Raw genomic sequence first — 25,844 nt, 5'->3', positions numbered from 1 at the left:
ATGTTCTCCCGCTATGCGATCAAATTATCGATTTCCTCCGCAGTAAGACGTTTGAGGGCGGCCAGCGATTTAGCCAATTCGTCCTGAGCCTGGTCACTTTGGCCGGTTTTCTGCCGGACCGCACGACTGAAGTCTGCCAGTACCGGCAACTCGAACAACTCGTTGAGCGACACTTCGACATGCAACTGGTCACGGATGCGCACCATCACCTGCATGACCAGCAGCGAATGCCCGCCCAACTCGAAGAAGTTGTCCTCCATCCCCACGCGCTCGACCTTCAGCACATCGGCCCAGATATCCGCCAGTTGCTGCTCCTGTTCGCTCTGCGGGGCCACATAGTGGTGCTGCAACAGGCTGACGTCCGGCTTGGGCAGGGCTTTGCGATCGAGTTTGCCGTTAGCGGTCAACGGCATCCGCTCCAGGACCACCAGGTGCGTCGGAACCATGTACTCCGGCAAGTGCTCCCTCAGGTGTTCCTTGAGTCCATCGCGCAACGCCGGAACATCGTCAGCTGTCCAGTCGCTGTTCCTGGGCACCAGGTAGGCCGCCAGTTGCCGGCCACCCGGGCCGTCGATGTCGATCACCACCGCATCGCGCACCGCCTCATGCTGCTGCAACCGGACTTCGATCTCGCCCAGCTCGATACGGAAGCCGCGAATCTTCACCTGGTAGTCCGTACGCCCGACGTACTCGAGCACACCATCGGCAGCCCGGCGCCGAACCAGGTCGCCGGTGCGGTAGAGACGCTCGCCCGGAGCCTGGCCAAACGGGTTGGGCACGAAACTTAGTGCAGTGCGTTTCGGGTCGCCCAGGTAACCGCGCCCCACTCCCACGCCGGCGATATGCAGTTCGCCCGTAGCGCGCTCCGGCATCGGTTCGAGCAGGTCGTTGAGAACACTCAGGCGGTTGTGATCAGTGTCCAGGCCAATCGGCAGATAGGCACGTTCACGATCCTGCAATTGCACCCGGTGCAAGGCAACGTCATCGGAACATTCGGCCGGACCATAGGCATTGATCAATGGAATATCCGGATACTGGAGCAACCAGCGTTCGGCCAACGCCGGCGCCATCGCCTCCCCGGTGGTCAGCAGGTAGCGCAGGCTCGCCAACTGCGCTACGGGCTGGTCGAGCAGACCCTGGACCAGCGCCGGCACCACTTCAAGCACGGTAATGCCTGTCTGCTCCACATGCCTTAGCAAAGCGGCCGGGTCCTGGACGATGGCCGAAGGCACGATCTCGACACGGGCACCGCAGAGACCGGCGGTCAGCAGTTGCCAGACGGAAATGTCGAAACTCTGGGAAGCGGTCTGAGCGATTACATCATTTTCGGTCAGCCCCAGGTAGGGCACCTTGCTCAGTTGGTTGTTCAACATCCCACCCTGCTCCACCATCACGCCCTTGGGCAGGCCGGTAGAACCCGAGGTGAAGATCACATAGGCCAGGTGTCGAGCACTGATCGCCGGCAAGCCAGCCGGCAGTGCGATCGACGCCTCCTGTTCCAGCACCCGCTCCCAGACCATCAGCCGGGGACGGGCCTCTACGACGATACGCTCCAGCAACTGCTCGGCCAGTTCCAGGCAACCGGCACTGCAGACCAGCACACGGCTGCCGCTGAGGGTAAGGATATCCGCCAGCCGCTGGGCCGGCAGCGCCGGGTCCAGCCCCAGATAACCGGCACCGGCCTTGAACCCGGCAACCACCATGCCCAGCAGTGGCAAGCCGCGCTCACCGAGAACGGCTACCAGGTCGTCGGCCACCACCCCTGTGGCCAGCAGCGCCTGGGCCATGCGTGAACTGTACCGGTCAAGTTCGGCGTATTTCCAGCTCTTCCCCTGGCAGGTAGCCGCCAGGCGATCCGGGAGCCGCTGCACGGTACGCTGGAACAGATGCGCATAACCTTTGTCGAGATCACCACCGATCTCGCTGCCGGCAGTGGAGTCCACGACCATCGGTGCCTGTAGGGTCGCCACCAGGTCCTGGAAGTCCTGGTCGACCCCCCCGGCAAATGCCTGGAGCACTTCGCGCAGGTCGCCCAGCAGGCGCTCGACCGTTGCCACTTCGAACAGGCGCTGATCATAGGACAGATGCAGGCCCAGGCTGGAGCCCGGATAGATCACCACGGTGATCGGATAGTTGGTGTGGGTCCGCGAGGAACCGGACTCGATCTTCATGCTATCGGCCTGCTCGCCGATACTGTCCTCGATCGGAGCGTTCTCGAAGACGAACAGGCTGTCGAACAGCGCCTGGCCCTTGCCGACGTCACTGCCACCCTGGATGGTCACCAGGTGCAAGTGCTCATGCTCGCGCAACTCGAGATTGTGTTCCTGCAGCCCCTGCAGCCAGGCCTTTACCGTCTGCGGGTTATGCGCGCCGGGGATCCGCACGCGCAGCGGAATGCTGTTGATAAACAGCCCCACTGTGGCCTGCATCTCGGGGAACTCGACCGGACGCCCGGAAACCGTGACGCCGAACAGCACGTCGCGATCACCGCTGTAGCGGTGCAGGACCACCGACCAGGCCGCCTGCACCAGGGTATTGAGCGTCAGTTGGTTGGACTGGGCAATCCGGGACAACTGCTGGGTCTGTTCATCGCTGAGGCGAGTCAGGCAGTCGCCGGTCGACGAGGTCCCGGCATCGCGACTGATCAGCCGGTCGAACGGCAAGGCTGTCGGCTGTTCGAAACCGGCCAGCTCGCGCTCCCAGAATGTCCTGGAAACCTGCTCGTCGTGTCCCTGCAGCCAGGCGATGAAGTCCCGGTAGCGCGGTGGCAGCGGCAGTTGCGTGGTGCGACCCTCAACCTCGGCAGCGTACAGTTCGAAGAACTCCGCCACGATCCCCATGCGGCACCAGGCATCGAGCAGGATATGGTGATTACTCAGGACAAAACCATAGCGTTGCGGCCCCAGCTGGATCAGCCGCAGGCGGAACGGTACTTCGCCGGACAGGTCGAAGCCCTGTTGCAGTTCGGCACTGAGTTCGGCATTCAGGCGGGCTTCGTAGTCGGCGGCATCCACCCCTTGCCAATCCATGAAGCGGATGTCGGGGGCGACATTGCGCCGGACGATCTGCACGATCGTATCGCCGATATCCCAGCAGAACGAGGTGCGCAGCACCTCATGCCGTTCGACCACTGTACACCAGGCGCGGGTGAAGGCCTCCCGGTCGATATCATGATCGATCAGGTAGCAGTACTGCATCAGGTAGATACCCGAGCCGGCCTCGCGCAGGGTGTGCAGCAACAACCCTTCCTGCATCGGCGACAGCGGATAGATATCGGCAATGTCCTGCGTCGCCACCGGCAGGCGCTGCAGTTGCTCACGACTCAGGCGAACCAGCGGGAAGTCCGATGGAGTCACGCCCTGGCCGGCACCAGAGGCGCAGTGGGCGATCACCACCTCCAGCTCACGGGCATACTCGTCGGCCAGTTGTTGCAGGGTGGACGTGTCGAATACCTCGCGACTGAACTCCCAGTGCAACTCCAGTTCGCCGCCCTGTACCTGGCCATTGATGCTGATCAGGCTGCCCAGCGGTGCCTTCTCGTCCTGGCCTTGGCCGCTGTCCTCGCCTGCAAGCTGGAACAGGCCGTTGTCGTGATCGACACCCTGCTCGACCTGGCCCAGGTAGTTGAAGACGATGCTACCCTCGGCCATGCCCTGCAGTGCCTGACGCGCCGACGGCGTACCGAGGTAGCGCAACAGGCCATAGCCGATGCCCTTGTTCGGCACCGCACGCAGTTGCTCCTTGATTGCCATGATCGAGCCACTCAGCGAGTCCTCGGGGCTCAGCCGGACCGGATAGAGGGTACTGAACCAACCGCTGGTACGGCTCAGGTCCAGCCCGTCGAACAGGTCTTCACGACCGTGCCCTTCGAGACGGATCAGCGCATCGGGCTGCCGGGTCCAGCGGCTGATGACCCGAGCCAGTGCGGTCAACAGCAGATCGTTGATCTGGGTCCGGTAGGCTGCGGGGGCCTGCTGGAGCAACTGCCGGGTCAGTTCGGCGCCCAGCCGGGTCTGCACGGAGGCAGCATGGCGCCGCTGCTGGCCGCCTTCGGGGCGGTCGCAGGGCAAGGTATCGCTGACACCACGCAACTGTTCCTGCCAGTAAGCCAGTTCCTGCTCCATCAGCGGGCTCTGCGCATGCTGGTGCAAATGCTCGGCCCAGGTCTTGAGCGAGCTGCTGCGGGCCGCCAATACAGGAGGCTGGGCCAGGGCAATCGCCTTGTAGGCCGCCTGCAGATCCTCCAGCAGTACGCGCCAGGATACGCCATCGACCACCAGATGGTGGATCACCAGCAACAGGCGTTGTTCACCAGCAGGCAGGTTCACCAGCACCGCACGCAGCAACGGCCCCTTCGCCAGGTCCAGGCTGCGCTGTGCTTCGTCCAGCAGCCCGGCCAGTTCCGCCGGCGACGACAGGTCACGTACCCACAGCATGGCGCCGGGCTGATCCGCCTGGTAGCGGGCCCGCCAGCCGTCGGCCTGTTCCTCGAAGTTCAGGCGCAGGCCGTCGTGCAGCCCGACCAGGGCCGACAGTGCCCGCTCGATATGCGCTGCATCCAGGGGTTCACGGGCCTTGAGCAGTACCGACTGGTTCCAGTGATGACGCTCGGGGATCTGCGTTTCGAAGAAGCGCACCTGGATCGGCAGCAATGGTTGCTCGCCGCTGACCTGCTGCGGCGCCTCGACGGCCGCCTTCTTCTCGATCAGCTTGGCCACCGTCGCCAGTTGGGAGATGGTCTGTTTCTCGAACAGTTGCTTGGGACTGAGCTTGATCCCCTGGCGCTTGGCCCGAGCGATGATCTGCAAGCTGAGGATCGAGTCGCCGCCCAGCTCGAAGAAGTTATCCGTGCTACCGACCCGCTCGAGCTTGAGTACATCGGCCCAGACCGCCGCCAGCTTCTCCTCGATCTCGCCTACAGGTGCGACATAGCGTTGCTGTGTCGCGCCCGGCACGGGCAAGGCCCGCTTGTCCAACTTGCCGTTGGCGGTCAGCGGCAGGCGCTCCAGCATCAGGATATGCGCCGGCACCAGGTATTCCGGCAGTCCTGCCTGCAATTGCTGGCGCAAGGCGTCGCCACTCAGACTGACACCTTGCGCCGCCACGCAGTAGGCCACCAGCTGCAGCCGCGTGGCATCGCTCTCCAGGGGCAGTGCAAGCACCACCGCTTCGGCCACGCCAGCGAGCCCCAGCAGCAATTGGGCGACTTCTCCCGGCTCGACCCGGTAGCCGCGAATCTTCACCTGGTCGTCGGCGCGCCCCAGATATTCCAGCCGGCCATCGACCCAGCGCGCACGGTCGCCAGCCCGGTACAGGCGTTCGCCGTGCTCCGATGCGGGGTCGGGCACGAAACGTTCGGCGGTCATTGCCGCGCGCCCCAGGTAGCCCTGGGCCAAACCGGCGCCGCCCAGGTACAACTCGCCAGGAACACGTTCCGCCACCGGGTTCAGGTAGGCATCCAGCACCCGTGCCTGATCGTTGGCCAGCGGCAGGCCAACGGGCACCGTGCGGCACCCCTCCAGGCGCTCGTGCACTTCGTGGGTCAGGATACCCACGGTGGTCTCTGTCGGCCCGTAGTGGTTGATGATGCGGCAGTCCGGCGCCAACTGGCGGATGTGCTCGATCAGCGCCCAACTGCTGGCCTCGCCTCCAAGAATCAGCAACTGCCGTGGCAGCACATCCGCCGCACGACCGGCCTGCAACAGGCCCTGCAGATGGCTGGGGACGATCTTCAGCACGTCGACCTGATGCTCGTGCATGTAGGCGGCGAAGCTGTCCGGATCAAAGGCATGCTCATGGGACATCAGGTGCAGTAACCGGCCGCTGGCCAGGGCACCGAACAGCTGGGTATGCCCCAGGTCAGCAGCAATGGTCGAAACCAGCGCCAGGCTCGCGTCGGGAGCCAGTTGCAGGCGCTGCAACACCGCCTGGACGTAGTTGGCCAGGCCGCGATGGCTGATCACCACACCCTTGGGTTGCCCGGTGGAGCCAGAGGTGTAGATGATGTAGGCCGGCTGCTCGGGATCGACCCGCAGTACCAGAGCCGAGCTGTCCTGGTCGGCCCATTGCTGCGCCTCAATGGCCAGCGTCGGGCACACCCCCAGGTTGGCCGCCATGCTGTCGCCCGTGGCATGAATCAACAGCGCTGCCGAGCTGTCCTTGAGCAGTTGCTGCAAACGCTCGGCTGGCTGGCGATTGTCCAGCGGCAGGTACACTGCACCGGCCTTGAGCACGGCAAGCAGTGCCACCACCCAGTCGATGGAGCGTTCCTGGCACAGCGCAACTACATCCCCGGCACCGATGCCTTCGGATTGCAGCAGGCGCGCCAGTTGGTTGGAACGGCGCTCGAGTTCGTCGTAGTCGATCAACTCTGCAGCGCAACGCAACGCCGGCTTGCCGCGCCCGGCGTGCAGGCCCTGCTGCCAGAGCGCCAGGAAATCGTTGCAGGGGAACTGCGCCTGGGCCGCGGCCGGGTAATCGGCGGACAGGCCCGGCTGCTCCAGCAGGCTCGCCCCGGTGGAACTTGCCATCTGCTCCAACACCTGCTGCCAGGCCAAAGCCAGACGCTCGATGGTCGCGGCCTCGAACAGATCGGTGGCGTAGGTGAACTCGGCCTCGATACCCTCCGGGGTATCGGTGAAGTCCAGGGCCAGGTCGAAGCGCGCATCGGCCACGCCGATGGCGAATGCCTCGACGCTGAGTGCCGACTGTACCGGGGCACTGTCGCTGCGTGCCGAAAGCACGTTCTGGTTGATCTTCACCTGGAACAACGGGTTGTGGCTCAGGTTGCGCTCCGGGGCCAGGGCATCCACCAATTGTTCGAACGGCAGTTCCTGATGGGATTGTGCGCCGGTCACCACCAGCTTGACCTGCTCCAGCAATTGTTCGAGGCTGTCGCGCTCATCCACCTGGATGCGCAGCACCTGGGTATTGATGAAGAAGCCGATCAGCCCTTCCAGTTCCTCGCGGTTGCGCCCGGCGTTCGGTGCACCGATGCGGATATCCGCCTGGCCGCTGCTGCGCGCCAGCACCACGGCCAGGGCCGCCAGAGCCTGCATGAACACGGTCTGGCCGCTCTGACGGGCCCGGGTCTTGAGTTGCTCCGAGAGCAGTGGCGACAGGTTGGCGTGGACGATTGCCCCACGGTGGCTGGCCACGGCCGGACGTTCATGGTCCAGTGGCAACTCAAGGAGCGGCTGTTCCTCACCCAGTTGCCGTTTCCAGTAGGCCAGTTGGCGCTCGCCTTCGCCGGCTTCCAGCCAGGCGCGCTGCCAGATCGCATAATCGGCGTATTGGATCGGCAGTGGTGCCAGCCCCGCCGGGCTGCCACTCTCCTCAGCCAGGTAGAAGCGGATGAACTCCTTCACCAGCAGCTCGCCCGACCAGCCGTCCGAGACACTGTGGTGCATGCACAGGGTCAGCACATGCTCGTGCTCGCCCAGGTGCCAGAGCCGGACCCGCAGCAACGGTCCCTGCAGCAGGTCGAAAGGTGCAGCCAGCTCGGCGGCCACCAGGGCCTGCAGGTGCGCTTCACGGCTCTCGGCAGGTTCGTCAGCGATGTCCACCCGCTGCAGCAGCACCGGCGACTCGTCGAGGATCTCCTGGTGGAACTCCCCCTCGACCGAGACGAAACGGGTACGCAAGGCCTCGTGGCGATGCACCAGCAAGGCCAGGGCCCGGCCCATCGCTGCCTCGTCCAGGGCGCCCGTCAGGCGCACCGCCATGGGTACGTTGTAGGCACTGTTGTCCGGGTCCAGTTGCCAGAGGATCAGCATCTGCTGCTGGGCATAGGACAGCGGGATACGTGCGACGTCATGGCGCGTTTCGGCGATTGGCAGCAGCTTGAAGCTCTGCCCGGTCTCGCTCATTTTCTGCAGGATCTGGCGCCGCTGCTCCAGCGGCAGGCCGACGAAGCGCTGGGCAATCCGTTGTGCCGTGGTCTTGTCCATCTCAGGCCTCCGCCATTTCGTTCATCATTCGTTCGATGTCGGATAGCCCGTCATCGGTCAAGGCAAGACCTGCGTCTTCACATGCTTGGGAAAATTCGTTCAATTGCGGTTTCTCGAAAATAAGTCGCAGAGGAATGTCGATGCCAAGACTCGAATGAATCCTGGAGATCACCTGGGCCGCCAGCAGTGAATGGCCGCCCAGCTCGAAGAAGTTGTCGTGCAGGCCAACCCGCTCGACCTTCAGCACCTCGGCCCAGATCGCCGCCAGCTGCTGCTCGCGCTCATTGCGCGGCGCCACATAGTCCTGTTGCCAGAGACTCGGATCCGGCTTGGGCAGGGCCTTTCGATCCAGCTTGCCGTTGGGCGTCATGGGCATCTGCGCCAATACGAGCAAGTGCGTCGGGACCATGTAGTCCGGCAGGCTGGCTTTGAGGTAGTCACGCAGTTGTCCCCGCAGGAGCTGCTCGGTCGTGGCGTCGGCCAAGGACAGCGCCGGGTCGTTCGGCACCAGGTATGCCGCCAGTTGCTTGCCCGACGGCCCATCGATATCGATCACCAGCGCTTCGCGAACCTGCACATGCTCCTGCAGGCGCGCCTCGATCTCGCCCAGTTCGATGCGGAAACCACGAATCTTCACCTGGTGGTCGATGCGCCCCACGTACTCGATAAGGCCCTCGTCGCGATAGCGAGTGACGTCACCGGTGCGATACAGCCGGCCCCCACCCTGCTCATCGAACGGGTCCGGGATGAAGCGTTCGGCGGTCAGCGCCGGACGCTGGTGATAACCGCGAGCCAGCAGCGCACCGCCAATCAGCAGTTCACCACTGCCTCCCTGAACCGCCGGGTTGAATGCCGCATCGAGGATATACATGCGCCGTGCACCCAGCGGTCGACCGATCGGCATCAGCGCCGGCCGTGGCAACTCGCCACGCACGTAGGGTGCGCATTCCAGGTAGCTGGCGGTGATGGTGGTTTCGGTCGGGCCATAGGTGTTGAGCAGGCGGATATGCTCGAGCCCCGCCTGTTTCCACAAGGTGATACCCTCGGCCGGCATTGCCTCGCCGGTGGCGCTGACCTGGCGCAGCGCGCCGAAGTCGCGCAGGCCCAGGCGACAGAAATCCTGGGCCAGCAGGTACCAGTAGGCAGTACTCAGATCCGCCACGGTAATACCCGAACGCAGCACTTCGCGCTGGAAGGTGGTGCTGTCCCAGACTTCGTTGCCACGTACCACTACCCCTGCCCCACGGCACAGGGCCGGGAACAGCTGCTCGACAAAACCGTCGAAGTTCAGGGTCGAGAACAGCAGCACGCGATCCTGCGGCACCAGGTGGAAGTACTCGATGGCCACCTGGCAGTGGGCACTCAGGGCATGGTGCTCGATGGCCACACCCTTGGGCTTGCCGGTGGAACCGGAGGTGTAGATCACATAGGCCAGGTTATGGAGTCGGGCCGGGCTCGACAGCGGTTGCCCGTCGTAGCCCTGCAGCCAGTCTTCGGCCTGGTCCAGGCACAACACCGGCAACCCCGCCGGCACTGGCAGGTGCGCCAGCAACGGACTGTGGCTGAGCAGCAGGCGAACACCGCTGTCTTCCATCATGTAGGCCAGGCGATCCTCGGGGAATTCCGGGTCCAGCGGTACATAGGCGCCGCCGGCCTTGAGAATCGCCAGCAGCCCGACCACCATGTCCAGCCCGCGATCGACCGCGATCCCCACCGCCACTTCCGGGCCGACGCCCATGTCCCGCAGCTTGTGGGCAAGGCGGTTGGCCTGAAGCTCCAGTTCGCGATAACTCAGTTGCTGCTCGCCAAATACCAGCGCCACCGACTCAGGAGTGCGTTGCGCCTGGGCCTCGATCAGTTCGTGAACACACTGCTCGGCCGGATAGTGACCTTCGATTCGGCTCCAGTCCTGCAACACCCGCTGTGTTTCGGAGACATCCAACAATGGCAGCTCGGCGACCGCCTGCTGCACACCCTCGTTGACGAGGGCCTGCAACAGGTTGCGCCAATGGCCGGCCAGACGCTCGATGGTGCCCGGCTCGAACAGCGCGGTAGCGTAGGTCAGCGCCGCGCGCAGGCCGTCCTCGCTCTCGAAGGTATCCAGGGTCAGGTCGAACTGGGCGGTATGACCTCCGCTGTCCAGCGCCTCGACCTCAAGGCCCGGCAGTAGCCGCACCGCGCCCTTGAGTTCGGTCTGGTGGTTGTACATCACCTGGAACAGCGGACTGTGGCTCAGGCTACGCTCCGGCTGCAAGGCCTGGACCAGGTGCTCGAAAGGCAGGTCCTGGTGGGCCTGGGCTCCCAGCACGGCCTGTTTGACCTGCTGCAACAACTGATCGAAACGGGTGTGCAGGTCGAACTCGGCACGCAGCACCTGGGTGTTGACGAAGAAGCCGATCAGGCCTTCGGTTTCTACCCGGTTCCGGTTGGCCACCGGCACACCGACACGGATGTCGTTCTGCCCCGAATGGCGATGCAACAAGGTCTGGAACGAAGCCAGCAACAGCATGAACAATGTCACGCCCTGTTGCCGGGCAATGCCCTTGAGCCCCTCTACCAGGGCACGATCAAGCGCGACCTGGGTACGGGCACCCTCATTGCTCTGCAGCGACGGACGTGGTCGATCGGTCGGCAGCTCCAGCACCGGCTGGTCGCTGCCCAACTGGGCGCTCCAGTAGGCCAGTTGGCGGGCCTGCTCGCCAGCCTCCATCCAGCCACGCTGCCATTGTGCATAGTCGGCGTATTGGAACGGCAGTGGTCTGGGATGCGGCTGCTGGCCCTGGCTGAAGGCGACATAGGCCTCTATCAGTTCGTCGACCATGATCGGCATCGACCAGCCATCGGAAACGATATGGTGCAGGGTCACCACCAGCACATGGCGTTCATCGCCGAGGCGGAACAACCGGGCACGCAGCAACGGTCCCTGCTGCAGATCGAACGGCACCAGCACCTCACGATCGATGCGCTCCAGCAGTGACGCGCGCTCGGTTTCGGTACTGTCAAGCACCTCAACCGGCAGTTCGAAGGTCGCTGCCGTATGCACCACCTGCACTGCTTCGCCGTCCTGCTGGGCGAAAGTGGTACGCAGACTTTCATGACGCCCGACCAGCGCCTCGAAACTGCGGCGCAGCGCCTGCTGGTCGAGACGACCGCTCAGGGCCAGGGCCGCCGGAATGTGATAGGCGCTGTTGTCCGGCTCCAACTGCCAGAGGAACCACTGGCGTTGCTGGGCATAGGACAGCCGCAACGGCGCCTGGCGATCGGCGGCGACGAACACCGGTGCCGAACTGCTGGCGCCCTGCCCGGCGCTTTCGGCGAAAGCGGCCAGGTCACGGGTTTCGAACAGGCTGCGCAGCTCCACCTCGAGACCCAGGGCCTGGCGTGCACGGGCGATTACCTGGGTCGCCAGAAGCGAGTGGCCGCCCAGTTCGAAGAAGTTATCGCCGAGCCCCACCCGCTCGACCTTGAGCACTTCGCTCCAGATCGCCGCCAGTTGCTGCTCAAGACTGCTGCGCGGCGCAACATAGGCTTGCTGCAGCAACGCCGTATCGGGAGCCGGCAGGGCCTTGCGGTCGAGCTTGCCATTGGTGGTCAGCGGCAGTACCGACAGCAACATCAGATGTGCCGGCACCATGTAGTCGGCAAGATGCTGTTTCAGGTAGTCACGCAGGTCCGCGCGCAATGTGGCCTGGCGCTCGGCGTTGTCCAAAAGCGTGGGATCCGCTGTCACCAGGTAGGCTACCAGTTGGCCGTCCAGGGCCAGCACTGCGGCCTCCCGGACTTGCGCGTGCCCCTGCAACCGCGATTCGATTTCGCCCAGTTCAATACGGAAACCACGGATCTTGACCTGCTGGTCGCGACGGCCGATGTAGTCGATCACCCCGTCGCTGCGCATGCGAGCCAGGTCACCGGTGCGATAGAGCCGACCGCCCTCGGGATCGAAGGGGTTGGCGACAAAACGCGTGGCCGTCAGCCCCGCCTGGTTCAGGTAACCACGCGCCAGTCCTGCACCGGCGACGTACAACTCGCCGATGCAACCCTGCGGTGTCAAGTTCAGGGCGTCGTCCAGCAGGCACCAGGACAGATCGGCGATCGGCTCGCCGATCGGACTGCCCGCCGACTGTTCGAGATCTGCCAGGGACAACGGCCGGTAGGTTACGTGTACAGTGGTCTCGGTAATGCCGTACATGTTCACCAGGGTCGGTGCATGCTCACCGAAACGCTCGAACCAGGGGCTCAGGCTCTGCACCTCGAGGGCTTCGCCACCGAAGATCACCTGGCGCAGCGCCAGTTCACGCGGCGACGCCAGGGCCACTGCCATCAGGGACTTGAAGGCCGAGGGGGTCTGGTTGAGCACTGTCACCCGCTCCTCGCACAGCAGTGCATGGAACGCCTCGGGCGAGCGGCTGACGTCGTGGGGAACCACCACCAGCCGACCACCATGGATCAACGCACCGAAGATTTCCCAAACCGAGAAATCGAAGGCGTAGGAGTGAAACAGCGTCCAGCTGTCGTTGCTGTCGAAGCCGAACCATTGCCGGGTGGCGTCAAACAGGCGCAATACGTTGCTGTGGGGCAGCAGCGCGCCCTTGGGTTTGCCGGTGGAACCAGAGGTGTAGATCACATACGCCAGGTTATCCACTGCGACCTGACACACCGGATTGTCCTGGCGGCCGCCCGGGTCGACGACACTCAGGTCCAGGCACTCGACATCCGCCGGTACCGGCAGGCGTTCCAGCAGATGCCCCTGGGCCAACAGCAGCTTCAGGCCACTGTCGTCGATCATGTAACGCAGGCGTTCCTCGGGATAGGCCGGGTCCAGCGGCACATAGGCACCACCGGCCTTGAGTACGGCGAGCAGGGCCACGATCATTTCCAGAGAGCGCTGTGCCGCGACCCCCACCAGCACATCGGCGCCCACCCCGCGGGCGATCAGCCGATGGGCCAAGCGGTTGGCCCGGGTGTTGAGTTCGGCATAGGTCAACTGCTCACCGGCGCAGACCACCGCGACGGCATCCGGCCGCTGCCCGGCCTGATCCTCGATCAGCTGATGCAGGCAGCGCCCGACCGGGTGTACCTGCGGTGCCGGGTTCCAGCTCGCCAGCACCTGCTGCTGTTGCGCCGCATCGAGCAGCGGCAGCTCAGCGATGCGCTGGCGCGGATCGCTGACGATCGCCCGCAGCAGGGTAGCCCAGTGCTGCAGCAATGCTGCGACGGTAGCGCCATCGAACAGGTCGGTGGCGTACTTGAACACGGCTTCGATGCCATGAGCCTGCTCGCTGGTGTCCAGCACCAGGTCGAACTGGGCGGTCTGGCTCTGCCATTGCAGCGGCTCGATCCGCAGGCCATCCAAGACGGTGCCCGGCTTGATCCGGCTCCGTGCCTGGTGATTGAACATCACCTGGAACAGGGGGCTGTGGCTCAGGTTGCGGCCTGGTTCCAGGGCGTCGACCAGTTGTTCGAAGGGCAGGTCCTGGTGGGCCTGGGCCTCCTGCACGGTCTGCCAGACCTGACGCAGCAGTTGCTCGAAAGACTGCTGCCCATCGACTTCGGCACGCAGCACCTGGGTGTTGACGAAAAAGCCGATCAGGCGTTCGATCTCCGGCCGCTCGCGATTGGCCACCGGCACACCGACACGGATATCGGCCTGGCCGGTGTAGCGATGCAGCAATGCCTGGAACGAAGCGAGCAGCAGGCAGAACAGACTGACACTTTCGCGTCGAGCCAGGGCCTTGAGGCCTTCACTCAGATCAGGATCGAGGGTCAGGTTGCAGCTCGCTCCAGCAAAACTGCGGGACACGGGACGCGGATAGTCGGTCGGCAGCTCCAGCACCGGCTGTTCGCCGCCGAGTTTCTGCTGCCAATAGGCCAGTTGGCGCTCCTGCTCTCCAGCCTCCATCCAGTGGCGTTGCCACAACGCATAGTCGGCATACTGGATCGGCAATGCCGGCAGCTCCAGCACCAGGCCCTGGCTGAGGCCCTGGTAGCACTGCACCAGTTCCTCGATCATCACCTGAAGCGACCAGCCATCGGCGACGATGTGGTGCAACGTCAGCACCAGCACGTGCTCCTCGTCCGCCACGCGCAGCAGCGCGGCGCGCATCAGCGGCCCGCTGCGCAGGTCGAATGGTGCCTGGCCGTGATCGAGAACGAAGGCCTGGATGCGTGCATCGCCCTCGCCGACAGCCAGGCTCTCGACCGGCAGCTCGAAAGTCCCGGCGGGCAGCACCACTTGCAGTGGCTGCCCATCGGTCTCGGTGAATACCGTGCGCAGGGGCTCATGACGCGCCACCAGGGCCTGCAAGCTGCCCTGCAACGCTGTCACATCGAGCCGACCCTGCAGGCGCAGGGCCACGGCAATATTGTACGCCGAACTCTGCGGCGCCCATTGCCAGAGGAACCACTGACGCTGCTGAGCATAGGACAGGCGCAGCGGCTCATCGGCCGCCCGCTTGAACACCGGCGCGATCTCGAACAGGTTGATGCCCTTCTGCCTGAGCAGAGTGGCCAACCCCTTTCGCTGCATCGCCGAGAGCTGCCCTACCGACTCGATTAACTCCTGCACGCGTTGTTCCCTCTCAAAAAATCAGCCAAGAAACCGGTCAGGAAACCAGTTTTTCCAGATCGTCGAGGGATAGACGTTTGAGGGCCTCCAGTGATTTAGCCAATTCATCCTGAGCCGGCGATAAACCGCCGCGCAGGGCCTCGATGCGCTCGCAGAACGCCTGCAACGTTTGCGCGGCGAACAATTCCTTGAGTGCGATCTTGTAGCCGAGGCGCTCGGCGATCCGCGTCACCACCAGGGTCGCCAGCAACGAATGACCACCCAACTGGAAGAAGTTGTCGCCCAGGCCCACCTGCTCGACCTCCAGCACCTCCTGCCAGAGGCTGGCGACCTCGCGCTGCAGATCCGTCTGCGGAGCCTGGTAGTGCGTCTGCAGCGGGTTGCCGCCAAGTGCGATCAGCGCCTTGCGATCAAGCTTGCCGTTGGGCGTCAGCGGCAAGGCTTCGATCAGGTGCAGATGGCTCGGTACCATATGCGCCGGCAGTTGCCCGGCCAGCGCCGTACGCAGACCATCGGTAAAGGCACGTGCATCACCGGCCTGCGTCGCCACGACATAGCCATGCAGGTGCTTGCCCGCCGCCCCGTCCTGGGCCAGCACGACCGCCTCGCGCACCGCCGGCTGTTGCAGGAGGCGCGCCTCGACTTCACTCAGTTCGATACGGAAACCACGAATCTTCACCTGGTGGTCGGCCCGCCCGATGTATTCGATCTGCTCCCCTTCGCCCTGGCGTACCAGGTCGCCGGTGCGGTAGAGACGTTCGCCAGCGACCCCGAACGGGTTCGGCACATAGCGCTCGGCGGTCAGCCCCGGCCGCATCAGGTAGCCACGGGTGACCCCGGCACCGGCCAGGTACAACTCCCCCGCCACTCCTTCCGGTACCGGCAGCAACTGGGCATCGAGCAGATAGGCATCGGTGTTGTCCAACGGCCGGCCGATGTTCGCCGAACCCTGGGCGGTACGCAGGGTAAAGGTCGAGTAGGTGGTATCCTCCGATGGACCATAGAGGTCGTAGACCTGTTTGACCGCCGTGCTGGCGTAGAGAGTATCCACCAGCGCCTGCTTGAGTGGCTCACCGGCCAGGTTGATGGTGCTGACCGACCCCGGGATCTGGCCGGCGCGCTGCAGGGCGGCAATCGCCGACGGCACGGTGTTGATCAGCCTGACCCGCTCACGCTGCGGCAGGTCGGCCAGCGCCAGGGCGTTGTCGGCCAGTACCAGGTAGCCGCCGGCGGCAAGGGTGACGAAGATCTCCCAGACCGAAAGGTCGAAGCAGATCGAAGTCGAGGCCAGCACCCCACGCAGTCGTTCAACGCCATAGACGCCCAGGGACCACTGGATCAGCGCCGCGAGGTTGCCGTGATTGATCGCCACGCCCTTGGGCTTGCCGGTGGAACCGGAGGTGTAGATGACGTATGCCAGGTTCTGCGGTTGGGTCGAAACCTCTGGCGCCTGGGTCGGATAGTCCTGCAGCCAGTCCTCGCCCTCCTCCACCAGCAGCACCCGGGACGACAGCTCCTGTGGCAGGTATTGCAACAGGCGCGACTCGCTCAACAGCACCGTCGCGCGGCTGTCTTCCAGCATGTGCAGCAACCGCTCCTGCGGATATTCGGGGTCCAGCGGCACGTAGGCCCCCCCGGCCTTGAGGGTCGCCAGCAGGCTGATGATCATCCGCGGGGTACGGCTCAGGCAGACGCCAACCCGTACTTCCGGTCCCACGCCAAGTTCGCGCAGCTTGTGGGCCAGGCGATTGGCGCTGCGCTCGAGGCTGGCGTAGTCCACTTCGCGGTCGGCAAACAGGATCGCCGGCGCCTGTGGCTGGGCACGCACCTGGGCGTCGATCCAGGCGAGCACATGGCGTGGGTCGGCTTTCGTCACGACACCCTTGCCCCAGTCCAGCGCGGCCTGGCGCGAGTCGCCGGCCAGCAGCTCCAGATTGCCCAGCGCCTGCTGCGGGCCGGCCATGAAGGCCGTCAGCAGATGTTCGAGCTGGCGGCCCAGGCGTACCACGGTCGCTGCGTCGAAGCAGGCCCGGTCATAACTCAACTCCAGATTCAGTTCGGCACCGGTCACCGCCACCAGCGTCAGCGGGTAGTTGGTCTGTTCCTGGCGGCTGATGGCCGAGAATGCAAGACCCGTCCCCGAAGCCTGGCCGAGCGCTTCGGCCATCGGGTAGTTCTCGAACACCAGCAGGCTGTCGAACAGCCCGCCCGCACCGAGCCCGGCCCAGCGCTGGATATCGTACAGCGGCGTGTGTTCGTGCTCGCGCAGCGCCAGGTTGAGGTCCTGTACCTGTTGCAGCCAGGTCGCCACCGGAATCTGCGCCGAAGGCGAAGCCGCTACCGGCAGGGTGTTGATGAACAGGCCGATCTGCTGCTCCACCCCGGCCAGGTCGGTCGGCCGACCCGCCACGGTGGCGCCGAAGGCCACGCAATCCTGCCCGGTGTAGCGTTGCAGCAGCACCAGCCAGGCGGCCTGTACCAGGGTGTTGAGGGTGACCTTGTATTCGCGGGCGAAGCGATTCAGGTCGGCGGTCAGCACAGTACCGAAGCCATGCCGGTGTTCGCCATGCCCAACTGCCAGCGATTGTCGGCTACCGACAGCATTGGCCAACCGGGTCGGCTCCTCCAGGTCAGCCAGGGCGGTCGCCCAGAATGCCTGGCTGGTATGGTCGTCGCGCTGGCCGAGCCATTCGATGTAGTCGCGGTAACGGCCGGCCCCTCGGGTAACGGTCGCACCTGCATAACGCTGGAGTACCTCGCCGAACAGTTGCGACGTACTCCAACCGTCCATCAGGATGTGGTGGCTGGTGTAGATCAGGTGATAATCGCTGGCGGTGGTACGCACCAGGGTGACGCGTAACAGAGGGGCCCGGCCCAGCTCGAAACCAGCCGCCAGGTCATCCTGCGCCAGCTGCTCGAGAGCCGCCGACAAATCACGGCGCTCGCGCCAGTCATGCACCACCATCGGCATTTCGACCTGACGTCGCACAATCTGCAACGGCGCGGCCAGATCCTGGGGCCAGACGAACACCGAGCGCAGCACTTCATGGCTGTCCAGGCCCTGCTGCCAGGCGGCACGGAACCGCTCGACATCCAGTTGCCGCACGTCGGCCCGCAACTGGTTGGTGTAGGCCGCGCCATCCGGTTCGTCGACCGCATGGAACAGGATACCCTGCTGCATCGGTGACAGCGGATAGATGTCCTCGATATCCGGCATGACCACCGGCAGGCGTTCCAGTTGCGCCGAACTCAACACCGCCAACGGGAAGTCGGACGGCGTCACGCCCAACTGCCCGCCCTGGCTGCAGTGCTCGACCAACCGGGCCAGTTCCTGCTCGTAGGCCCGAGCCAGCGCCTCGATCGTCGAAGGCTGGTACAGCGCGCGACTGAAGCCCCAGTCCAGTTCCAGTTCGCCGTCGAACACCTGGCCATTGAGGCTCAACCAATTGGCCGGCAGTTCTTCGGACTGGTTGGCGCCGCTGCTCTCGCCGCTGGGCACGAACAGTGCGCCCTCGGCCTGGTCGAAGCTGCCGTCGAACTGCCCGAGGTAGTTGAAGGTCACCCGGGCTTCGGGCAAGGCCTGCAACTGACGGGAGAAATCCGCATCCGCCAGGTAACGCAGGAGGCCATAGCCGATACCCTTGTTCGGTACCGCCCGCAGTTGTTCCTTGACCGCACGGATCGAGCCGCCCAGGTCCGCCTGTGGGGTCAGGCGAACCGGGAACAGGCTGCTGAACCAGCCGACCGTGCGGCTCAGGTCGAGATCGTCGAACAGATCCTCGCGGCCGTGGCCCTCCAACTGGATCAGCACCGACGGCTGCCGGCTCCAGTCGCAGAGAACCCGGGCCAGGGCCGACAGCAGCAGGTCGTTGATCTGGGTACGGTAGGCGGCCGGGGCAACGCTGAGCAATTGCCGCGTCAACGCCTTGTTCAGCCGCGAGGTGGCATGGCCGACGCCAGGCAGCGGGCTTTCCAGGTGATCGCCAGGCAGTTGTGCACCAGGCTCGGCCAAGGTACCCAGCCAGTAATCGCGCTCAACTGCCAGGGCCTCGCTGCGCGCGTGAGCCTGCAGGCGTTCGCCCCAGAGTTTGAATGCACTGCTCTTGGCCGGCAGTTGCACGCTACGGCCAGCAGCAACGGCGGCATAGACACTCTGCAGGTCCTCGAGCAGCACCCGCCAGGACACGCCATCGACCACCAAGTGATGCACTACCAGCAACAGGCGTTGCTCACCCTCGGGCAAATGTACCAGCAGCGCACGCAACAGCGGGCCGTCCTTGAGATCGAGACTGCGTTGCGCCTCATCCGCCAGGGCGGTGAGCTCGGCAACATCATCCAGTTCACGCAGCCACAACACGGCACTGCTGGCCGGCTGATAACGGGCCTGCCACTGCCCGCCCTGCTCGACAAAACCTAGGCGCAAGGCGTCGTGGTGGTCCAGCAGGCTGGCCAACGCCACCTCCAAGTGGGTGGCATCCAGCACCTGCAGCGGCTTGAGCATCACCGACTGGTTCCAGTGGTGGCGCTGGGGAACATTCATTTCGAAGAAGCGTGCCTGGATCGGCAGCAATGGCTGCTCGCCGCTGACCTGCCGGGGTGCCTCGACGGCCGCCTTTTTCTCGATCAGCCTGGCCACCGTCGCCAGTTGCGCGATGGTCTGCTTCTCGAACAACTGCTTGGGACTGAGCTTGATCCCCTGGCGCTTGGCCCGGGCGATAATTTGCAGGCTGAGGATCGAGTCACCGCCCAGTTCGAAGAAGTTGTCGTTGCTGCCGACCCGCTCTAGCTTGAGCACATCGGCCCAGACCGCCGCCAGCTTTTCCTCGATTTCGCCCACCGGGGCGGTGTATTGCTGCTTGACCAGCCCCGGCTTGGGCAGCGCCCGCTTGTCCAGCTTGCCGTTGGCGGTCAGCGGCAACTGCTCCAGCAGCAGGATCTGCGCCGGAACCATGTAGTCGCTGAGGGATGCCTGTAGCCGCTGGCGCAGGTCCTCGACCTGCAGCACCGCACCGGCCGCCGGTACGCAGTAGGCCACCAGTTGCAGGCGCGTGGCATCGTCCTCCATCGGCACTGCGAGTACCGCTGCCTGGGCAACCGAATCGAAGCCCTGCATCAAGCGAGCGACTTCCGCCGGCTCGACGCGATAGCCGCGGATCTTCACCTGGTCGTCGTTGCGCCCCATGAACTCCAGCAGGCCCTGGCGATTGCAGCGCACCCGGTCACCGCTGCGGTAGGCCCGGCTGCCCGGCTCGCCATAAGGGTCCGGCAGGAAGCGCTCGGCAGTCAGCCCCGGTTGCCCCAAGTAACCCAGGGCGACGCTGGCACCACCGATGTACAACTCACCCGGCACCTGCGCGGCGGCGATGTTCAGCACATCGTCCAGCACCAGGGTCCGTGCGCCTGGCAGCGGCTGGCCGATGGCGATACCACGGTCGATGGCTGCATCGGCGCGCACTTCGTGGGTCAACACGCCAACGGTGGTTTCGCTGGGGCCGTAGTGGTTGATGAAACGGCAGGCCGGCTTCAGCTCGCGAACCTGGCGCACCAGCACTGGCGAACAGGCCTCGCCACCAACGATCAGCGCGTGTTCCGGCAGGACATCCGCTGCCCGGGTCGCCTGCAGCAGGGCCGAGAGATGCCCTGGAACGATTTTCAGGATGCCGACACGGTGCTCGCTCATGTACTGGGCAAAACCGTCCGGATCGAAACCCAGGGCTTCGGGCAGTACATGCAGGGTACGACCGCCGCACAAGGCGCCGAACAGCATGGTGTGCCCCAGGTCGGCGGCGATGGTCGAGACCAGCGCCATGCTGGCGCCTGGCGCCAGGTCCAGGCGTCGTGCCAGGCCCTGCACGTAGCTGGCCAGGGCACCATGGCTGACCAGTACGCCCTTGGGTTGTCCGGTGGAGCCGGAGGTATGAATCACATAAGCCGCAGACTGGGCCGACAGCTCCAGTTTCGGTGCGGTGGCCGGCCGGTCGCGCCAGTCGACCGGGCTGAACGCCTGTGCGTCGCAGCCGGACGGCACCAGGCCATCCAGTCGTGAATCGTCTTCGCTGCACAGCAACAGTCGCGCCCCAGCCCGCTCAAGCATCTGGCGCAGGCGCGCATCCGGGGCCTTGGTATCCAGCGGCATGTACACGGCACCCACCTTGAGAATCGCCAACAGGCTGGTCAGCCAGTCCAGCGAGCGCTCCATCAGCAGTGCCACCGGCTCGCCGATGCCCACGCCTCGCGCCCGCAGGTGGTGGGCCAGGCGGTTGGCAGCCTGATCCAGTTCGGCAAAGCTCAGGGTCTGTTCCAGACAACGGGCGGCCAGTGCCTCAGGCTGGCGCAGAACCTGGTCGTCCCAGTGCTGCAGCACCAGCGGCGCGGCCTCCTGGCTGGCTGCCGGCAGTTCGTGCACCGGCTGGTGCAGGCTGAACAGTGGCGCCTGCGGAGCCTGCAGCAACGCATCGAACAGTTCCAGCAGGGCCGGAACGAAGCCTTCGACTGTCGAGTGCTGGTACAGATCGCTGGCGTAGGTCAACTCGCCGTGGATCAGCGTGCCATCGTCGGTGATGTCCAGAGCCAGATCGAAGTGCGTACCGTCCTTGTGCAGCGGATATTCCGCCACGTTCAGGCCCGGCAACTGCATCGAGCGCTGTTTCTGCATGCCGACGTTCTGGTTGAACTTGGCCTGGAACAGCGGGTTGTGGTCAAGATTGCGCTCAGGGGCCAAGGCATCCACCAGTTGCTCGAATGGCAACTCCTGATGAGCCTGGGCACCGAAACTGCTTTCGCGCAGATGGCCCAGCAGGTCGAGGAAACTCTGGCGCTCATCGACTTCGCAACGCAGCACCTGGGTGTTGACGAAAAAGCCGATCAGGCCTTCGACTTCCGGGCGGCTGCGGTTGGCGTTCGGCACGCCGACGCGGATATCCCGCAGGCCGGCCTGGCGCGAAAGAAACAGCGAATAGCCGCCCAGCACCAGCATGAACAGGCTTATACCCTGGCTGCGGGCGAAGGCATTCAGTCGCCGTGAGCGCTCGACCCCGAAGTCGAAGCCCAGGGTCCGCCCTTCGAAGCTTTGCACCGGAGGGCGTGGGAAGTCCGCGGCGACATCCAGCAGCGGTTGCTCCTCGCCCAGTTGCCGACGCCAGTAATCGAGTTGTCGCTCCCCCTCGCCGGCCTCCAGCCAACTGCGTTGCCAGATCGCATAGTCGGCGTATTGCAGCGGCAAGGGCGCCAGGCCCGGTTCGCGCCCCTGGGTGAAGGCCTGATAGGCCTGGACGAACTCCTTGACCATCACGTCCATCGACCAGCCGTCGGAAACGATATGGTGCATGCTCACCACCAGCACCCACTCGTCCACCGCCAGGCGGATCAGGCTGGCGCGCAACAAGGGCCCGTTGAGCAGATCGAAGGGTTGCGCGGTGATCGCCCGCACCCGTTCGGCCAGTTCGGTCTCACGCGCCTCGGTCGCGCAAGCCGACAGATCGATCCTGGCCAGTGGCACGGCCAGATGTTCGAGGATCAGTTGCCGCGGCTGCTCGCCGTCCACCTGAAACACCGTGCGCAGCACTTCGTGACGCTCGACGATGTGTTCGAAGGCACGCTGCAGGGCCAATTCGTCCAGCTGACCACGCAAGCGCAGGCCGGCAGCCATGTTGTAGGCGGCACTGGCGGGATCGAGCTGCCAGAGGAACAGCAGGCGCTGCTGGGCATAGGACAGGGGAATCTGCGCCACATCATGGCGGCTGACCGGCATCGGCAGCAGGCTGAAATCCTTGCCCTCCTCGCTCAGCTTCGCCAGGAACTGCCGGCGCTGCTCCAGGGGCAGGCCGATGAATCGTTTGGCGATACGTACCGCAGGGTTGCCACTCATGCTTCAAACTCCTCCAACGAACTCATGAACTGCTCCATATCGGCCCAGTCGTTATCTGCAGCACCCTGCCCCAGCGTCGCCAGTTCGGCGGCCAGTTCGCTGAGCAGGGGTTTATCGAACAGGCTGCGCAGCGGCAGGCTGACCTCAAGACGTGTCTTGACCCGGGCAATCACCTGGGCGGCCAGCAGCGAATGCCCACCCAATTCGAAGAAATGATCGTCAAGCCCGACCCTGGATACCTGCAGCACTTCTTCCCAGATGCTCGCCAGGCAACGCTCGGTATCGGTTTGCGGTTCGCGGTAGCTGGCCTGCAACTGGCTCGGGTCTGGAACCGGCAGGGCCTTGCGGTCCAGCTTGCCGCTTGGCGTCAACGGCAGGTGCGACAGGACCAGCAGGTGCGAGGGCACCATGTAGTCCGGTAGCCGGCCCTGCATGAACGCCTTGACCTCAAGACGCCAGGCGCTCTGCTGCGCCGGTTCCAGGTGCTGATCGGCAACCAGGTAACCGACCAGTTGCGTAATACCGCCCAGGGGCAACGCGAGTACCGCAGCCTCGCGCACACCGGGAGCCTGCAACAGCCGGGATTCGACCTCACCCAGCTCGATGCGGAAACCGCGGATCTTGACCTGGTGATCGACCCGGCCGATGTACTCCACGGCACCGTCTTCGCGCAGGCGCGCGCGGTCGCCGGTGCGATACAGGCGTTCCCCCGGGGTGAAGGGATCGACGATGAACCGTTCGGCGCTGAGGGCCGGCTGGCCCTGGTAACCGCGGGCCAGGCCCGGGCCACCGATGTACAGCTCGCCGACTGCACCCTGGGGCAGCAATTCGAGATCACCGTCGAGTACCAGCAGGCGTCGCTGCTCAAGGCCGAAACCGATAGGCACGCCGCGCCAGGAAACCGCCTCGACCGGCAAACCGGTGCAGTCGTAGGTGCTCGAGACCACGGTCGCCTCGGTCGGGCCGTAGGTGTTGACCAGGCGCACGCCGCCCAGCCCGGCCTGCTGCCACAGACGCAGGCCATCCACGGCCATGGCCTCACCACCGATATGGATCTGGCGCAGGGCGCCATAGCCGGCTGGTGGCCGGGCCGCCCAGTCCTGTACCAGCAGGTACCAGTAGGCCGCCGGCAGGTCGGCCAGGGTGATGCCGTGGCGCAGGATCGCCTCGTGCAACGTGGCACTGTCCCACAACCGCTCGTCGCGTAGCACCACGCAGGCGCCCAGGCTCAATGGCGGGAAGAATTGCTCGACGAAGCCGTCGAAACTGCTGGTGGCGAACTGCATGACGCGATCACTTTCCACCAACTGGCTGTATTGCGTGGCCCGGGCGACGAATTCGGCCAGGGCATGGTGGCTGATGGCAACTCCCTTGGGCCGCCCGGTGGAACCCGAGGTGTAGATGACATAGGCCAGCGATTGCGCAGCCGGTGTCAGCTCCAGGTCGGTCTCGGCATAACCACTGTCGTTGATCCAATCCAGGCACAGGGCCTCGACATCCCCCAGCGGTGGCAGGCCTTCCAGCCACTGACTGTGGGTCAGCAGCAGCTTCAGGCCACTGTCCTGCAGTACATGGGCCAGTCGCGCCGGCGGGGTCTGCGGATCCAGGGGCACATAGGCGCCACCGGCCTTGAGCACCGCCAGGATCGCGACGGCCAGGTCCAGCGTGCGGCCGATCGCCAGCCCCACCAACACCTCCGGCCCCACGCCATGGCCACGCAGCAGATGCGCCAGGCGATTGGCCCGGCGGTTCAGTTCGGCATAACTCAGGGTCGGCGCCTGTGCCGCGTCGGCCAGGACCAGTGCAGTGGACTGCGGTGTGCGTCGGGCCTGGGCCTCGAACAACTGCACCATGGACACCGGGCTGTCAGTGCCTGCCTGGCCACCAACCTGCAGCAGGCTGGCGACTTCCTCAGCCACCAACATGGGCAACTGGCTGATCGGCAACTGCGGGTCACGACACACGGCGACCAGCAGGTTGCGCCAGTGACCGGCCAGGCGCTCGATGGTCACGCCATCGAAAATATCGGTGGCATAGGTGAAGGCGGCGAAAAGCTGCTCGCCTTCCTCGCGGGTCTCCAGCATCAGGTCGCTGGCGGCCGCGTGCTGGCGCGATTGCCCGACGCCTTGCTCCTCATCCAGATGCGCTACCCGCAAGCCGCTCGCCAACTGCCGGCCCTGCACGTCGGTGACCAGCGGCTGATGGTTGAACATCACCTGGAACAGCGGATTGTGGCTCTGGCTGCGGGCAGGCTGCAGTGCTTCGATCAAGGCGTCGAACGGCAGCTCCTGATGCGCCTGCGCCCCCAGGGATGCCCGACGCAGGCTCTGGAGAAGTTCGCTGAACGGGGTCTGGCCGTGTACTTCACTGCGCAGTACCTGGGTATTGACGAAAAAGCCGATCAGGCCTTCGGTTTCGCTGCGGGTCCGGTTGGCGATCAGGCCGCCGACGCGGATATCGCTCTGGCCGCTGTAGCGATGCAGCAGGCTCTTGAACGAGGCCAGCAGCACCACGAACAGCGACACACCCTGGCGCTGGGCCAGAACCTTGAGTTGCTGGCGCAGCCCGCTGTCGACCTGCACTTCCAGGCGCGCGCCACGATGACTGGCCTGGGCCGGGTGCGGCCGGTCGGTGGGCAGCTCGAGCACCGGATGCTCTTCGCCCAGGTGCTCACGCCAGTAGGCCAGTTGCCGTTCCTGCTCGCCGGCTTCGAGCCAACTACGCTGCCATAGCGCGTAGTCGCGATAGTGCACGGCCAACGCTGGCAGCTCGGCCGTGGCGCCAGCCACGCAGGCGTCGTAGCAGCGGCTGAATTCCTCGATCAGGATATTCATCGACCAGCCATCAGCGATGATGTGATGCAAGGTCAGCAACAAGATGTGTTCGTGTTCAGCCAGGCGCAACAGTCGGATACTCAGCAACGGCCCCTGCTGCAGGTCGAACGCCTGTCCGGCCTCCTCGGCCATGATCTGCCGGGCACGGGACCGACGCTGCAGCTCGGCCAGGGCTTGCAGGTCATCGACCCGCACCGTCGCCGCAGCCGGCGGGGCGACACACTGGAAAGCCCGCTCGCCATCCTGGCCAAAAGTGGTGCGCAGGCATTCATGCCGGGCCACCAAGGCACTGAAGGCCTGTTCGAGCGCCGCCAGGTCCAGCGGACCATCCAGACGAACGGCCATCGGCAGGTTGTAGGCAGCACTCTGCGGATCAAGCTGCCAGAGAAACCACATACGCTGTTGCGCATAGGACAGGCCGTCCCGTTCGGCGACACCATCGCAGGCGACGATGGGCAGCAGCGAGAAGTCGACCCCCTCCCTGTCCATGGCGGCCAGGAAGATACTGCGCTTCTCCTGGGGCAGCTCGATGAAACGACGGGCGAGTTTCTGTGCGTCTTGGGGCTTCATGTGAGAGGGTCCTTGCTGATCGGCGGCACGGCCGGTGGGGCCTGGTCGTATCAACAAGG

Annotated in this window: 4 protein-coding genes; all 4 read right to left on the bottom strand. The window is 64.9% G+C overall.

What is annotated here, in order from left to right; all coding sequences use genetic code 11:
- Window positions 1–11: 11 nt before the first annotated feature.
- From AC6I6U_RS13660 to AC6I6U_RS13645, 4 genes are read right to left on the bottom strand one after another with little or no spacing between them, the layout of a single operon-like run.
- Entirely contained in the window at window positions 12–7,949 is a 7,938-nt protein-coding gene (locus AC6I6U_RS13660; RefSeq protein ID WP_497882445.1) for an amino acid adenylation domain-containing protein, read from the bottom strand.
- A 1-nt stretch (window position 7,950) separates the two neighbouring features.
- Window positions 7,951–14,514: an amino acid adenylation domain-containing protein gene (locus AC6I6U_RS13655; RefSeq protein ID WP_497882444.1), complete on the bottom strand. Its 6,564-nt coding sequence runs from the start codon at window positions 14,512–14,514 to the stop codon at window positions 7,951–7,953.
- A gap of 37 nt (window positions 14,515–14,551) precedes the next feature.
- Window positions 14,552–22,381 (bottom strand): amino acid adenylation domain-containing protein, encoded by a 7,830-nt coding sequence (locus AC6I6U_RS13650; protein ID WP_497882443.1) that lies wholly within the window; start codon window positions 22,379–22,381, stop codon window positions 14,552–14,554.
- On the bottom strand, window positions 22,378–25,785 hold the full coding sequence (locus AC6I6U_RS13645; RefSeq protein WP_497882442.1) for an amino acid adenylation domain-containing protein: 3,408 nt from the start codon (window positions 25,783–25,785) through the stop codon (window positions 22,378–22,380). The genes AC6I6U_RS13650 and AC6I6U_RS13645 overlap by 4 nt, the downstream gene beginning before the upstream one ends.
- Window positions 25,786–25,844: the final 59 nt, after the last annotated feature.

It is taken from the genome of Pseudomonas sp. UTLPPB19802 (assembly GCF_059730225.1).
This window is presented reverse-complemented; position numbering and strand designations above follow the sequence as displayed.